This window comes from Rickettsia endosymbiont of Gonocerus acuteangulatus (assembly GCF_964026435.1).
GTDB lineage: Bacteria > Pseudomonadota > Alphaproteobacteria > Rickettsiales > Rickettsiaceae > Rickettsia.
Map to the genome: position 1 here is coordinate 1,555,061 of NZ_OZ032147.1, position 13,060 is coordinate 1,568,120.

Below are 13,060 nucleotides of genomic sequence, written 5' to 3' on the forward strand. Positions count from 1 at the left end.
TTATTATTTTTCCTGGATTACCGCACTCGCTTCGCTTGCTCGCAATGACGATTTGGTATCCACACAGGGCAAGCCTTAAGCGGGAATGACATTGGAGCCACAAGCAACTAGATGACAATTAAATATTTATAGTTCTTTTATCCACCCCAAGAGCTGCTTCTCTGATTGCCTCGCTTAAAGTTGGATGGGCGTGGCAAGTTCTTGCTATATCTTCTGCAGCTGCACCAAATTCCATATAAGCCGTAAGCTCGGCGATTAAAGTTCCTGCATCAGCCCCAATAATATGAGCTCCTAGCACCTTATCTGTTTTACTATCGGCAAGAATCTTCACCATCCCTTCAGTTCTACCTACTGCCCTTGCTCTACTATTGGCTAAGAATGGGAATTTACCCACTTTGTAGCTAACACCTCTTTCCTTTAATTGCTCTTCAGTTTCACCAACACTTGCTACTTCAGGGGAAGTATATATTACGCTTGGGATAAGGTTATAATTTACATGACCAGCCTGCCCTGCCATAATTTCGGCGGCAGCTATTGCCTCTTCTTCAGCCTTGTGTGCAAGCATAGCACCTTTTACAGCATCACCGACTGCATAAATATTTGGTACAACAGTTTGGAAATGCTCGTTAATCTCGATTCTACCTTGTTTATCTGTAGCAATGCCGACGGCTTCAAGACCTAGATTTTGCGTATAGGCTTTTCTGCCTACTGCCATAAGTACTACATCCGAAGTTATTATAGAGCTTTTACCACCCTCTTCGATTGTAAGGTTAACTTTACCGGATTTTACTTCCGCAGACAGTACTTTAGTCTTTAGCTTAAACTCTATCCCTTGTTTCAGCTGAAGCTTCATAAATTGGCTAGCGACTTCTTTATCAAGCATTGGTACAATACTATCAGCATATTCTACTATTGTTACTTTAGAACCTAGACGCCTCCAAACCGAGCCAAGTTCTAAGCCGATATAACCTCCACCCACTACTATTAAATTTTCAGGCACTTTTGAAAGCTTTAAAGCACCGGTCGAGGAAACTATAAACTCCTCGTCTATTTTAATATTAGGTATTTCTATTACACTGGAACCGGTAGCAATTAGGATATTTTTAGCTGAAATCTGCTCACCACCTACTTCAATAATATTATTAGATATAATTTTAGCTTCACCTTTTATTCTAGTAATTTTGTTCTTAGTAAATAAACCCTCTATACCTTTTGTAAGGTCTGAAACCACTTTATCTTTATTAGCGAGCATTTTTTGTAAATCTAGCTTCACTTCCGCATTAATACCAATATTCTCAAAATGCTTTAAAGCTTCTTCATATTTTTCAGAAGAATTAAGCAGTGCTTTAGAAGGTATACACCCTATATTTAGACATGTACCACCAAGTGTATCATTTTTTTCAATGCACGCTACTTTCATACCAAGTTGTGCGGCTCTTATACTACCAGTATAACCAGCAGGACCGCTTCCTATTACTACTAAATCAAATTCTTGCATATATACCTTATAAATATTACCAATAACTGTATGTCATCCCGTGGTTTGTCCTATAGTACCGGACATTTTTAAAAAAATGTTATATTTTTTTTAGGTATAGGTGACCTTCATATGTCATCCCCGCCTATGCGGGGATGACACCAAATGTTCTAAAAACATAACACTTGGCTCACAATAACAAACCCATCTTAAATCCTAAAAATACAGTATTCTAGTTTTTATAACAACTTTAATCTTATACTATTTTTACTAGGTGAAGCAATAAAACTAATTAAGGTAATGTTATCTTCAAAGCCATTTTTATGATTTTGTAGCAAAGAATACATTTTTTTAGAAATAGCATAATTTTGACGCAGAATTAAAGAATTGGACTCGCCTATATTTTTTATTTCTCTCATTAACTCTAATGGATTATCAAATTTCAGCTCTATATTTTCGTAATCAACAATTACTTCATTGAAGGCTGCTTGTGATAATAAGATTGGAACGTGATCGAAATTAATAAACGGCAAGATATGAGGAGAATGTTGAGAGCTACTTTCTATCTCGAGTTCTATTAAAGATTTACGCAAATTTTGAAGGCTGCTACCTCCAATAAAATTACCGACAAAAACACCATCATTTTTTAGGAACTTTCTTATATTAAACAAAAAACGCTGTACGTCATTTATGGAGTGTAAGCCTAAGGAATAAACTATTAAATCAAATGAATTTTCTGAAAATTCTAAGTGCTCCTCATCAATACATAACTTATTATTATGCTCGAATGAATCAAGCAACGTCTCAGACATATCAGTTGCAGTAATTTTAGCATTCTTATAGATAACTTTTAATAATTTAGTCAGATAACCACATTTAGCTGATATTTCTAAAATATTAGAAAAATTTTTATCGATCATTTTCAAACGATCAATTAGATCATTTGCTGCCTGCTTTATAAATAAGCTGTTATTAATCCCAACTACTGCATTATTGCGGTTATTTTTTATATTTACTCTATTGAATATATAACTCTTTCAATTTATCTTATATTTTTCTTTTATTTTCTTTTCTAAAATTGTTTTATCTTCTACCATCCAATTAATGACATCGTGTGTATCACCATTTATGAGATCCTGAACACACTTTCTCTTTCTTGCAGTATGAATATCATCACCCCTAATTCTTTCTACTATTTCAAAATTATCCCTACTACCTTTAATTTGAATCTGATCATCAGGTAATGAAATTTGTAATTTTTTCTTTTCTGTAGATTGTTTTTTATTTTTTACTAACGAGTCACTGTAATCATAATTTTCAGAAATATTTATCACAATTTTATTTGATATTTCTTCTAATTTCTTATCTTCTGCTAAAACTTTATAACTATTTAAGCATAATAATATTACCAATATAAATTTTCTAAACATAACACCTACCTATTATATATCCATTATATCAAACTTATTAAAATAAATTAATAGGCATGAAATGCAAGTATTAATTATTTACCATGTGAAAGTAATACGGTATTATTATAATATCTTTAGTTTATAATTTTTACTTTTAATCCTAACTACTATATATTATTATGGTAATTTTTTAGCTTTATTCTGTTAAAGATATAGTTATCTCAATTCATATAATTCGGTTTGCCTATTAAATAATTTTTCTATTATTCTGTAAAAAATTTTCTTGATTTCTTATGATATTTGGATTCAGATGTCTTAACTGCATATCTTTTAAAAACTTTTCCTTATTCTTAATGCTTTGTTTTGGAAGGCTCAACTGCATATCTTCTAAAAGTTTTTTTGCATTCTTATACTTGGATTTTCGCTCAAAATTTCTTTTGACCTTTCAGGATCAAATTGAAATAAACTAATTTCTTTATTTGATATTAAATATCCACTACCTTGTTTAAAATATTCTGAATAAATAGGCTTTAATTTCTTCTCTTTTATGTACTGTTTTCGCTTTTCTACTAAATCGCTATCACTACAATTATAATTTTCAGAAATATTTATCAAAATTTTAGTTGGTACGCTCTCTGATTTCTTATCTTCTGCTAAAGTTTTATAACTATTTACACATAATAATGCTACTAATATAAATTTTCTAAACATAATACCTACCTATTATATTGAGTTTATTAAAATAAATTAATAAATACAAAATGCAAGTATTAATGAGTAATTAATTATTATGTGAGGGTAACACGGCATTATTATAATATCTTTGTTTATAATATATTTTATAATTTTCACTTCTTATATTATTAAACAACTGTTCTTGTTGTTTTTTAATTTGATAGCTTAAGGAATTAGGCTTAATATTACTAGTTTGAAAATTGTCTTCACAAAATTTTAAAAAACCTGAAATTAATGTCTCTACTCTCTGAGCATCAGTTTTTCTTTCACTAAATTGCATAGAAAAATTGCTAGGATTATTATGATCTAAATAAAATTTTCTATATTCTTCATAAATTCTATTTTCTTTTTTAACCTGTTTTTCTGAAAAAGAAAATTTTCTTTCAAATAATTTATGTATTTCGGTGCAATCACTCCAGGGCAATTTTATAGTTTCTTGCTCTATTACTATATCTTGAGTAGTTTCTGTAACTTGAATATCGTTAAAATCGGCATTAATTTTTACTGCACTTACTAATATTACAAAACATATTATTGATTTAATATTCATAAATTTAGTTAATTTTAACTGGGATCGGGACCATAATACTACTTTTATATCTTTTATTACTAGTAAAAAATGGCTTTTTCTGAACTTTATTATTACTGACTACAGCCTTATCTACTAAAATATCCTCACTATTATTTAAGTAACCATGCAATGAAGCTTTATAAAGTGCCATATTACTTGCTATTTTCACTACATCCTGTTTATATTTAAAACCCAAAGAATGAGTAGCGGAGTGATAATGTGCTATAGCTTTATGCCAATTTTTAAGCTGATCATATTTTGAACGTAGAAATTCTGCACCATAACGAACATTATTATTCGGCTCAAATGCCTGATCAAGAGAGTTAAAAGCTCCTAAATGATGTCTTAAATTAATCTGCATACATCCAACGTCGATGCTTTCACGCCCCCTTATAATTTCTTTTCTTACAAAATTTACTGCCTCTCTTTTAGTATTAAAGTGATAGCCTTTACCCTCAACATTAACAGTCCAAGGCCATACTACTCTAAGGTTACAAGTTTTATGTTTTTTACCTGATTCCTTTAAAGCAATTGAATGAAGTGTATTAGACGGGATATTAAATTTTTTTTCAAAATAAGGGAAAAGTTTAGAACATTTTAAAGACTCAGCTATTTCAGGATCAGCAATAGCTATTGATGAAAAGAAGATATAAGGAATTGTGAAAATCAATAGCTTAACAAACATTTACCCTAAATTATTTCATTATTTTTGAATAAATTAACATAACATAACTTTTCTAATTAAGCAAGAAAAGTTATATTACAAAAGACTAAATAATTATTCTAGATTATTGATGCCTGTGTTGCTTTCTACTCCCCCTAAGGTTTTTAATACTTGTTCTAATTCAGAAAATGGATTTGTTAATTCGACTTCAAGTATTTTTTTATTATTGCCTAAGGTTAATTCTGGCTGCTTATAAAATATCTCTTTACCTGATTCGGTAGGTTTTACAATATCAAATCTTACCTTAAATTCTAAACCCAATCTATATTCTTCGTCGCCACAAACTCTATAATCATTAACTATGATTTTAAATATTTCTGCTTTTGTTGGATCATTCTTAGTGGTCAAAACTTACGCTATGTTTGGTTCTAAATATCGTAAAGATGGAGAACGCAGCTGTTGTTGCATATAGTCATCTAAAAGCCCTAACTTTATTTGGTAAACCGTTTTACCGATTGTATTTGCAGTCCTTTTGAGAAATGCCCAAACTAAAAATGCCCAACTAATATGATTACGTTGAATACGCTGTTTCCTGCATTGACAACGTTCTATCCCAGTAAGTTGCTTAATTTCTCTGTGCATGCTCTCAATTACCCATCGAAAGCCACACTCATCTTGTGCAGCTTTAGAAGATTTGTGAGTTTTGTTATTGGTAACAACATACTCAACTCTGTTGGTAGAAACAGTAAATTTAAACAAATTAACATGCTTATTTTTAGCAAAGCCTTTTATATGAATCTCTACTCCATGCCTGATCTCTTCATCTGAAAATGTCAACTCTTTTACAGCTTTATAAGGTTTAGAATCGTGTGTTTTACTAACGTTTCTATTGGCTTTAATAGGGGCATAATAATATTTCCCCAGAGAGTCAACATGTTGCATAATTTTGTGTGTAGAATACCATGTGTCAAAAAGTACTGTTTGAAAAGGAATCTTCTTGCTATAAACAGCATTATTTAACATGTTTAATAGGTGTTCTAGTTTTGTTGCTCCATCATGATCAGGTGCAAAAATTCGATAATCTATTACCCAAAACTTATTAATATCAGGGTTATAATATACCAGACTCACTACTCCTATACCTTTAGTAACTCTACCTGTAGCTCCACTGTACTACGATCTTGCAATTTCTATTTGCTTCGTATTCCTTTTATTTAAAACCGTATCATCAAATATTGTATATCCATTAGATGAAAAAATAACATCATTCTTGATGTGTTCCCATAACAAAGAAGGTGTATATTTTTCATTCCTTAAAAATCTATTAATAACATCATGACTACATTTCTTTGCATGTTCAGCGTAGTAGGTTAAACTATAATTCTTTTGGCTAACTATTAAAAATTGACAATAATCTGTCCTATTAATTGGTATTGCTTGCAACTTTATCCTCTTTGACATGTTTAATTATTTTTACAATAATTTATCACTTTTTTACTCATAGCGTAAGTTTTGTGGTGTATAAATCTTGACCAAAATATTCTAATATTTCCTTTAACTTTTCTTTAACTTCTATAATATTTTCTTTTGATTTTTCTTTAATCTGCTCTAATGATATTTGAATATCTTGAAATTTTTCTTTTCTGTTATCAATATTATTTTCATTGCTAGTAAGATCTATAATTTCATTTATTATATCTAAATAAATTTGTAAATTTGGGCTTTTTATTGTTCGCTGTTACTTTTTTTAATATGCTAATTAAAGACTCTCTCACAGAATATATCCTTTTTTAAATTAAGTTTAAATTTTAATACCACAAAATATGGTATTAATTTTTTGGAAATGCAATATATGAATATTATTAAGATTTGTCAATAAAATAGATGGGTTAAGAAAAATTTAGGAGTTTTTAAGACATAAAGAAAAATGCCATAATTTATCCTATAAAACAAAAGAAATTATGACATTTTAAATTTTAAAAGGTGAGTTTAAATTAAATAAGAAAAATCACCTAAAGCCTCGATTTCATCTCTAGTATGAGTATTCTCATATTCTATTGCAAAATTTTTCAATATCTGTTCTGATGCAACACTTGATTGCCCTCCAAAAAACTCCCCCAAATATTCCAAAGGATTTTTAGGAACATTTAACATAATTTTAGTTAAGGGATATCTTAAATCATCAGATAAGCTTATATCAATAGCACGAATATCTGTTGTTAATGTGTTATATTTATTACAAACTTCTGAATCTTTAAAAAAACCTTTTTCTAAAATTGAAAGATTTCCATAATATTTAAGCAATTCTTTGGTAAGTTCTTTTGCTTCCGCTAAAAGATATTTTTTTGTGTCACCTGTTTCTAAAATAGTTTTTACAACGTCTGCATCTAATCCCATCTCTGTTAAATTCTTTAACTCCTCATTATAATTTTTTAATAATTCGTTGATACTATTAATCTTTCCTTTAACATCAAGCGGAGGATTTTTTAGTATTAGCTCCTGATCCAGATTGTTGTGGATTTGTTTCTATATTATAACTTGCTGTTGCAGCAAGATTTTGTGCCCTAGTTGGTAAATATGTATTAACTCTGAACATTAGGTTGAGAGTTAGTATTTTGAGGATTATTTATTATATCAGGAGCTATATTAACTAACCCTTTAAGATTACCACCTGATGCATGTACAATGTTGCTTACTTGAGTTAAAAAGTCCATAGCTGTTCTACCTTGAGCGTTAGAACTTTCTCCAGAACTTTGCACTCCCTAATTAATTAGCGTTGCCGATTGATCAATAGGCATACCTAAAATATCGTTTTCTACACTCGTAGCTCCTGCTTGTGCACTATCATTATTTGCTTCAGGTAGATTTTCGTGTTCCTGAATTTCAAGGGTGTTAAATTGTACTCCTAATACCACAAATTCACTCTCTTCTACAAGTGCTTCATATTCTGCGTATGCTTTCATTACAGTTTGATATTTCTTATGGGTATCGGGAATAGCAAATAAACCTTGTTCTTTTTTATCTGTTTCTTCTAATAATATATTAAATATTTTAGACTTGAGTGGATCATTTCGAGTTGCTTGTAAATTTTACGACATAAGATCTAATATCTTTTTACCACCTGTTATGTCTTGCTTACCATACCAGCCTCTACCTAAACTTAAGTAAGTTACTCCTTCCTCTTGAGCTTTTTCTAATATCACTGACAAGGTTTCCCATACGTGGCTAGCATTTCTACCTACTGCTTCCAATTTAAGAGCAACTTCTGTGAATTTAATAGGTAATGTATAAGGTATTGTCTTATTTATAGAATTAAATATAGATAAGCCTGTTCCCTTAACTGTAGGGTTAAAGTTTTTTACTGCTTTAGCAAATAATGGGCTATTTTCAACTATCTCAGGTAACTTTTGAAGAGCATCAAAACCCCCAAAGTCATTAAGACTCCATTCTTTATTATCTATAACAATTTTAAATAAATTTTCTTTAAGTTTATGAATTGAATATTGCTGCATATTAAATACTCCATATGTTTATAAAGACGCGGTGACAAAAACCATAAAATACGGTTTTATTAATTTTTGTAAATATATTATACTCTAAATTATTATATATATGTCAAGAAAAACCATAAAATATGGTAACTTACTTTGTATTTTTATTACAAACTTTAAAAATAATTCATTTTAGATTATTAATATTAATAAGTAGTAATTTATTTATAAAGGCATTTATGGTAGAAAATGAAACTGAGCAACTATCTTCTAAATTATTTAATATCCTTTATAGATCCTCTAAAATATATCTTATCTAGAAACCAAGTTGCAATATCAAAATCAGAAAAAGAGTTTCTAAATCAAGCTATAAATTTAGGTATAAAAAATAATTTTGATGAGTCTTATAAAGGAAATACAGGCTTTAAAGATGATAGTATAGTTAAAAACCTCAATAAAGAAGATAAAGCTATTACTAGTGAAATAGAAAAATTAGCTCAGAAATTTGTAAAAAATAATTCAAAAAATACTATAACAACAGAAGCAATGGAAAAATTATATGATGATACATTTCAAATAATGAAAGATAAAAAGCTGCTGACAGATCAACACATAGCAACTATTAAAAATGATAAAAGCTTTAAAGAGAGAATTAAAAATACTACAGAATTTATAAATAATGAAAACAAATTTGATATATCAAGAACTTATAAAGTCTATTATAAATTAGCAAGATTTTGTAAAAAATCGGTTTTAAAGGGATAGCAAATGACCTTAAAGCAAAAATCGATCCTAAAACATTAAATAAGATCAATAAATTTGAAAATGTACAAAATGTTACATCAGATATAAGAGAAGTATTGATGAATAATAGAAGCGGAAAAGAAGGAATTCAAACAGCAAGCTTAATAAAATGAATATAAAATTAGATATCCAACCAAAATTAAATACCAAACCAAAAAATCGCAAACAAGAAAGTGTTCAGAGATAATTGATTATATAAATTGGTAATTGACTGATTGGACAAAAAAGTTTATTATCACCTTAAGTTAAATATAGTCAGGACATGTATGAAAGTCGTTAGTTCGTTAAAATCATTGAAAAAACGTGATAAAGATTGCCAAATCGTTAAAAGAAGAGGCAAAATTTTTGTAATAAATAAAAAGAATAAAAGATTTAAAGCAAAACAAGGTTAAATATTTTTAAAGTATAGATAAAATGGCGGGACACTCAAAGTTTAAAAATATTCAGCATCGTAAAGGTGCTCAAGATAAGAAAAGAGCAAAAGTTTTTACAAAATTAATTCGTGAGATAGTTACCGCCCTCAAAGCTGGCTCTACAAACCCTGATAATAATCCACGTCTTAGAACCGCTTTAGCCACTGCCCGCAGCCAAAATCTTCCTAAAGAAAGAATTGATAAAGCTATTAATAGTGCTAATGATTCCGCTAATAATGAAAATTATACAGAAATTAGATATGAGGGTTATGCACCAGGCGGTATTGCTATAATAGTTGAGGCTTTAACTGATAATAAAAATCGTACTGCTGCTGAGGTACGCTCTAGCTTTACTAAATATGGTGGTAATTTAGGCGAAACCGGTAGCGTTAATTTTTTATTCAAACATTGTGGTGTCATTCAATATCCTCTAGAAATTAGCTCAGCTGAAAACATTTTAGAAACTGCAATAGAAGCAGGAGCAGATGATATAGTCTCAGATGAAGTACTACATACTATATATACTGATATTGAAAATTTTTCTAAGGTCTTAGAATTTTTAACGGATAAATATGGCACCGCTGAAGAAGCTTATATAGGATGGGTTCCTTTAAATACAATAATTATCGATGATAAAGAAAAAGCTAAAAAGCTTTTAAAGCTTGTTGATCTTTTGGAAGAAAGCGACGATGTGCAGAGAGTTTTTGGTAATTACGAATTATCAGATGAAATTTATGAAATTTTACAAGGTAGCGAATGAATAATATTCAAATAATTATTTTAGCAGCTGGCAAAGGCAGCAGAATGGAGTCTGATTTACCAAAAGTAATGCATAAAGTTGGCAGCGTTCCAATGCTTGAAACAGTATTAAAGAATTCACTTAAAGTAACTGATGATGTAGTTATAGTTTATTCAGAAGATTTGAAAAAATATTTGACACCTTATGAAAATATGTGTCGTTTTGCCCTGCAAAGAGAGCCTAAAGGTACAGCACATGCTACTCATGCAGCAATAGATTTAATTGATGAAAATAAAACTATCTTAGTGTTATATGGTGATCACCCACTTATTACTCGAGAATTAATGAATGAATTAATAGAATATCTAAATTTTAGTAATGCTTCATTAGTAACATTATGTTTTGAAAGAGATGACCCCGCTTTTTATGGTAGAATCTCCATAGATCAAAATGGTGAATTTTTGGAAATAATTGAATATAAAAATGCTACTGAGGAACAAAAGAAAATAAAACTTTGTAATTCCGGAATTATGGCATTTAATCCTGGAATTTTAAACGAATATCTACCTTTATTTGCTAATGATTCTAGAGATAATAAAGAAGTTTATTTAACAGAACTGGTAAAATTGTGTAAAGATAATGGAAAAAAAGTTTCTTATTTATTATCTGACAATCATGATTTAATTGTCGGTGTTAATACTAAAAATGAGCTTTTGGAAGCTAACAATATTTTTTCAAATAATAAACAATAGATAATAAATTAAATACTTATTATTCATGGATAGATGGCCGAGCGGTTTAAGGTGCACGCCTGGAAAGCGTGTTCACGGCAACGTGTCGGGGGTTCGAATCCCCCTCTATCCGCCAGCTAAAAATTAGAACTAACCAATATATATAATTAGCCCTTTTTCTCTTCTTTCTACTGTTATATATTTCTACAAAACTTACGCTATGTTATAGCAAATATGCTAAAAACTCTTATTACACAGCAATGTTTTATAGTGAAGCACTTCATAATATCCCTTAATTCATGGGCATTATATCAAACATAGCGTAAGTTTTGTCTAAAAAAATTGGTAAACAAATATACAAAACTCTTCATTATTTTGAATCTCTATTCGATTATATTATTGATCTAAATAAAAAATTTTAACCTCCAGTAAAAATTCCTATTGACTTTTATATAAAAAGGTATAAGTTTTTTACAATTTAATTTTTTGTAAAGGATTTATGCTTGGCTATACACGAGAACAAAAAAATTTAACAAGCGAACAAAAGGAAGCTGTAGGATTATTATCTATAGGTACATTTCTTGAATATTTTGATTTAATGATTTATGTACATATGGCTGTACTTCTTAATGAGTTATTTTTTCCAAAAGCTGATACTAATACTGCCGCTATATATTCTGCTAGTGCTTTTTGCTCTACATTCGTTTTTAGACCTTTTGGGGCTTTAGTTTTCGGATGGATGGGTGATAAAATATGGGCGTAAATCTACAGTAATTGTAACTACAATTTTAATGGCTATTTCTTGTGCTATTATGGCAGGGTTACCTACTTATGCTCAAATAGGAGAATTACTGCTACTTGGATCGTTACTATATGTCGTATTATTCAAGGTATGTCATCTTTAGGTGAGTTAATAGGAGCAGAACTTTATCTTACAGAAATAATATCACCTCCTAAACAATATCCGATTGTAGCACTTGTTGCTTGTTTTTCAGTACTCGGAGGAGTCGCTGCACTAGAATTAGTATTATTAATTACTCATTTTGGACTTAGCTGGCGTATAGCTTTTTTCATAGGTGTTAGCAACGGAAGTAAAATGATACAGAGCAACGGATAAAAATTGATATAGTATTAAAGTAATATCTTCTGAATAAGGAGGTAATGAATAATGATAATACTGGAGCAAATAATGGAAATAAAAATATTGAATAAACATGGTAAAAGCTTAAGAAGTATAGCAAGAGAAGTAGGTGCATCAGTAAATACAGTACGTAAATATTTAAAATATGATGGTTCCCCTAAATATAAGGATAGGCCAAAGTTGGTAACAAAGCTTGCCCCATATAAAGACTACTTGAGTGACAGAATAAAATCAGCCCATCCTGTATCACTATCTGGTACTGTTTCAAGAGATAAAGGAGTTGGGTTACACAGGCGGGATGACCCAACTCAGGGATTATTTAAGGAGTATAAAGCCTGCAGCTAAACAGGAGGATATGATAAGATTTGAGACTGCTTCTGGCAAACAGATGCAAGTTGACTGGATAGAATTTCGTAAGGGGAAAAGTCCTCTATCAGCTTTTGTGGCTACATTAGGATTTAGTCGAGCAAGCTATGTAGAATTTGTTACTAATGAGAAGCTTGTAACATTAATAGAATGCCATAAGCGGGCAATAAAAGTAATCCCCGCCGCAAGCAGCGGGGTATTTTAGAAGAAAGCTAGCTGATGATCCTCATGCAGTTTCTGATATTCCTTGCCTTGGTTTTTTACGTATTTTCCTATCATATTCTCATTTCCATGCTTACCTACCGTACTCGTAAAATATCCATCAGTCCAAAATTCTCCACCCCATAATTGTTTCTTTACCTGTGGACACTGTCTAAATATTTGACGAGCTGTAACACTTTTAATTGTTGTTACTATTTTTGTTACGCTATAGGTTGGTACAGATTGTACCAAAAAATGGACATGATCTTCATCAACTGTCATTGTCAATTAAAAAGGGACCAGTAAATTGCACGA

General features: G+C 30.1%; 19 protein-coding genes, 1 tRNA gene and 2 pseudogenes. 8 read left to right on the forward strand and 14 right to left on the reverse strand.

What is annotated here, in order from left to right:
- Positions 1-118: 118 nt before the first annotated feature.
- The 13 genes from lpdA to AAGD55_RS09705 form a co-directional block, all read right to left on the reverse strand.
- Positions 119-1,498 carry a dihydrolipoyl dehydrogenase gene (gene lpdA, locus AAGD55_RS09645; protein ID WP_341791306.1) on the reverse strand — a complete coding sequence of 460 codons (1,380 nt, stop codon included), beginning with the start codon at positions 1,496-1,498 and terminating at the stop codon, positions 119-121.
- Positions 1,499-1,716: 218 nt separating this feature from the next.
- Positions 1,717-2,454: a methyltransferase domain-containing protein gene (locus tag AAGD55_RS09650; RefSeq protein WP_341792581.1), complete on the reverse strand. Its 738-nt coding sequence runs from the start codon at positions 2,452-2,454 to the stop codon at positions 1,717-1,719.
- Positions 2,455-2,514: 60 nt separating this feature from the next.
- Positions 2,515-2,907, reverse strand: a complete 393-nt coding sequence (locus AAGD55_RS09655; RefSeq protein ID WP_341791307.1) for a hypothetical protein — start codon at positions 2,905-2,907, stop codon at positions 2,515-2,517.
- A gap of 369 nt (positions 2,908-3,276) precedes the next feature.
- The gene (locus AAGD55_RS09660) at positions 3,277-3,600 is read right to left on the reverse strand and encodes a hypothetical protein (protein WP_341791308.1); all 324 of its coding nucleotides are present in this window, start codon (positions 3,598-3,600) and stop codon (positions 3,277-3,279) included.
- A 70-nt stretch (positions 3,601-3,670) separates the two neighbouring features.
- A complete protein-coding gene (locus AAGD55_RS09665; RefSeq protein WP_341791309.1) occupies positions 3,671-4,174 on the reverse strand; it encodes a DUF2532 domain-containing protein in 504 nt (167 codons plus the stop codon).
- A gap of 4 nt (positions 4,175-4,178) precedes the next feature.
- Positions 4,179-4,880: a lytic transglycosylase domain-containing protein gene (locus tag AAGD55_RS09670; RefSeq protein WP_341791310.1), complete on the reverse strand. Its 702-nt coding sequence runs from the start codon at positions 4,878-4,880 to the stop codon at positions 4,179-4,181.
- Positions 4,881-4,973: 93 nt separating this feature from the next.
- A complete protein-coding gene (locus tag AAGD55_RS09675) occupies positions 4,974-5,267 on the reverse strand; it encodes a hypothetical protein (protein WP_341791311.1) in 294 nt (97 codons plus the stop codon).
- A gap of 3 nt (positions 5,268-5,270) precedes the next feature.
- The gene (locus AAGD55_RS09680) at positions 5,271-5,990 is read right to left on the reverse strand and encodes a transposase (RefSeq protein ID WP_341791312.1); all 720 of its coding nucleotides are present in this window, start codon (positions 5,988-5,990) and stop codon (positions 5,271-5,273) included.
- Positions 5,991-6,032: 42 nt separating this feature from the next.
- Positions 6,033-6,320, reverse strand: coding sequence for a hypothetical protein (locus AAGD55_RS09685; protein ID WP_341791313.1), 288 nt, complete (start codon positions 6,318-6,320; stop codon positions 6,033-6,035).
- A gap of 528 nt (positions 6,321-6,848) precedes the next feature.
- Complete coding sequence (locus AAGD55_RS09690) at positions 6,849-7,256, reverse strand: hypothetical protein (RefSeq protein WP_341791314.1); 408 nt, start codon at positions 7,254-7,256, stop codon at positions 6,849-6,851.
- 185 nt (positions 7,257-7,441) lie between these two features.
- Positions 7,442-7,618, reverse strand: a complete 177-nt coding sequence (locus AAGD55_RS09695) for a hypothetical protein (protein WP_341791315.1) — start codon at positions 7,616-7,618, stop codon at positions 7,442-7,444.
- 3 nt (positions 7,619-7,621) lie between these two features.
- Complete coding sequence (locus AAGD55_RS09700) at positions 7,622-7,822, reverse strand: hypothetical protein (protein WP_341791316.1); 201 nt, start codon at positions 7,820-7,822, stop codon at positions 7,622-7,624.
- 126 nt (positions 7,823-7,948) lie between these two features.
- On the reverse strand, positions 7,949-8,371 hold the full coding sequence (locus tag AAGD55_RS09705; protein ID WP_341791317.1) for a hypothetical protein: 423 nt from the start codon (positions 8,369-8,371) through the stop codon (positions 7,949-7,951).
- Between the two features lie 228 nt (positions 8,372-8,599).
- Between AAGD55_RS09705 and AAGD55_RS09710 the strand changes: the two genes are divergently transcribed.
- From AAGD55_RS09710 to AAGD55_RS09745, 8 genes and pseudogenes are all read left to right on the forward strand, one after another.
- Complete coding sequence (locus AAGD55_RS09710) at positions 8,600-9,115, forward strand: hypothetical protein (protein ID WP_341791318.1); 516 nt, start codon at positions 8,600-8,602, stop codon at positions 9,113-9,115.
- A 305-nt stretch (positions 9,116-9,420) separates the two neighbouring features.
- Positions 9,421-9,546 carry a type B 50S ribosomal protein L36 gene (gene ykgO, locus AAGD55_RS09715; RefSeq protein ID WP_004998227.1) on the forward strand — a complete coding sequence of 42 codons (126 nt, stop codon included), beginning with the start codon at positions 9,421-9,423 and terminating at the stop codon, positions 9,544-9,546.
- 22 nt (positions 9,547-9,568) lie between these two features.
- On the forward strand, positions 9,569-10,327 hold the full coding sequence (locus tag AAGD55_RS09720; RefSeq protein WP_341791319.1) for a YebC/PmpR family DNA-binding transcriptional regulator: 759 nt from the start codon (positions 9,569-9,571) through the stop codon (positions 10,325-10,327).
- Complete coding sequence (locus AAGD55_RS09725) at positions 10,324-11,058, forward strand: sugar phosphate nucleotidyltransferase (RefSeq protein ID WP_341791320.1); 735 nt, start codon at positions 10,324-10,326, stop codon at positions 11,056-11,058. Before AAGD55_RS09720 ends, AAGD55_RS09725 begins: the two co-directional genes overlap by 4 nt.
- Before the next feature lie 27 nt (positions 11,059-11,085).
- Positions 11,086-11,173: transfer RNA gene (locus AAGD55_RS09730), tRNA-Ser, on the forward strand.
- A 363-nt stretch (positions 11,174-11,536) separates the two neighbouring features.
- Positions 11,537-12,115, forward strand: a pseudogene (locus AAGD55_RS09735) (MFS transporter); the annotation flags it as partial.
- A gap of 90 nt (positions 12,116-12,205) precedes the next feature.
- Complete coding sequence (locus AAGD55_RS09740; RefSeq protein WP_341791321.1) at positions 12,206-12,523, forward strand: hypothetical protein; 318 nt, start codon at positions 12,206-12,208, stop codon at positions 12,521-12,523.
- Between the two features lie 10 nt (positions 12,524-12,533).
- The gene (locus AAGD55_RS09745; RefSeq protein ID WP_341791322.1) at positions 12,534-12,749 is read left to right on the forward strand and encodes a hypothetical protein; all 216 of its coding nucleotides are present in this window, start codon (positions 12,534-12,536) and stop codon (positions 12,747-12,749) included.
- Here AAGD55_RS09745 and tnpA read toward each other — a convergent pair.
- Positions 12,746-13,018 (reverse strand): annotated as a pseudogene (gene tnpA / locus AAGD55_RS09750) (IS200/IS605 family transposase); the annotation flags it as partial. The gene AAGD55_RS09745 and the pseudogene tnpA overlap by 4 nt on opposite strands.
- Between the last annotated feature and the right edge of the window lie 42 nt (positions 13,019-13,060).

What these genes read in the sequence shown, in the direction of transcription:
- AAGD55_RS09655 (WP_341791307.1), bottom strand. Translation starts at nt 2,907, where the DNA reads ATGTTTAGAAAATTTATATTGGTAATATTATTATGCTTAAATAGTTAT.
- AAGD55_RS09725 (WP_341791320.1), top strand. Translation starts at nt 10,324, where the DNA reads ATGAATAATATTCAAATAATTATTTTAGCAGCTGGCAAAGGCAGCAGA.
- AAGD55_RS09665 (WP_341791309.1), bottom strand. Translation starts at nt 4,174, where the DNA reads ATGAATATTAAATCAATAATATGTTTTGTAATATTAGTAAGTGCAGTA.
- AAGD55_RS09660 (WP_341791308.1), bottom strand. Translation starts at nt 3,600, where the DNA reads ATGTTTAGAAAATTTATATTAGTAGCATTATTATGTGTAAATAGTTAT.
- lpdA (WP_341791306.1), bottom strand. Translation starts at nt 1,498, where the DNA reads ATGCAAGAATTTGATTTAGTAGTAATAGGAAGCGGTCCTGCTGGTTAT.
- AAGD55_RS09710 (WP_341791318.1), top strand. Translation starts at nt 8,600, where the DNA reads ATGAAACTGAGCAACTATCTTCTAAATTATTTAATATCCTTTATAGAT.
- AAGD55_RS09690 (WP_341791314.1), bottom strand. Translation starts at nt 7,256, where the DNA reads ATGGGATTAGATGCAGACGTTGTAAAAACTATTTTAGAAACAGGTGAC.
- AAGD55_RS09700 (WP_341791316.1), bottom strand. Translation starts at nt 7,822, where the DNA reads ATGAAAGCATACGCAGAATATGAAGCACTTGTAGAAGAGAGTGAATTT.
- AAGD55_RS09720 (WP_341791319.1), top strand. Translation starts at nt 9,569, where the DNA reads ATGGCGGGACACTCAAAGTTTAAAAATATTCAGCATCGTAAAGGTGCT.
- AAGD55_RS09740 (WP_341791321.1), top strand. Translation starts at nt 12,206, where the DNA reads ATGATAATACTGGAGCAAATAATGGAAATAAAAATATTGAATAAACAT.
- AAGD55_RS09685 (WP_341791313.1), bottom strand. Translation starts at nt 6,320, where the DNA reads ATGTCAAAGAGGATAAAGTTGCAAGCAATACCAATTAATAGGACAGAT.
- AAGD55_RS09705 (WP_341791317.1), bottom strand. Translation starts at nt 8,371, where the DNA reads ATGCAGCAATATTCAATTCATAAACTTAAAGAAAATTTATTTAAAATT.
- AAGD55_RS09670 (WP_341791310.1), bottom strand. Translation starts at nt 4,880, where the DNA reads ATGTTTGTTAAGCTATTGATTTTCACAATTCCTTATATCTTCTTTTCA.
- ykgO (WP_004998227.1), top strand. Translation starts at nt 9,421, where the DNA reads ATGAAAGTCGTTAGTTCGTTAAAATCATTGAAAAAACGTGATAAAGAT.
- AAGD55_RS09745 (WP_341791322.1), top strand. Translation starts at nt 12,534, where the DNA reads ATGATAAGATTTGAGACTGCTTCTGGCAAACAGATGCAAGTTGACTGG.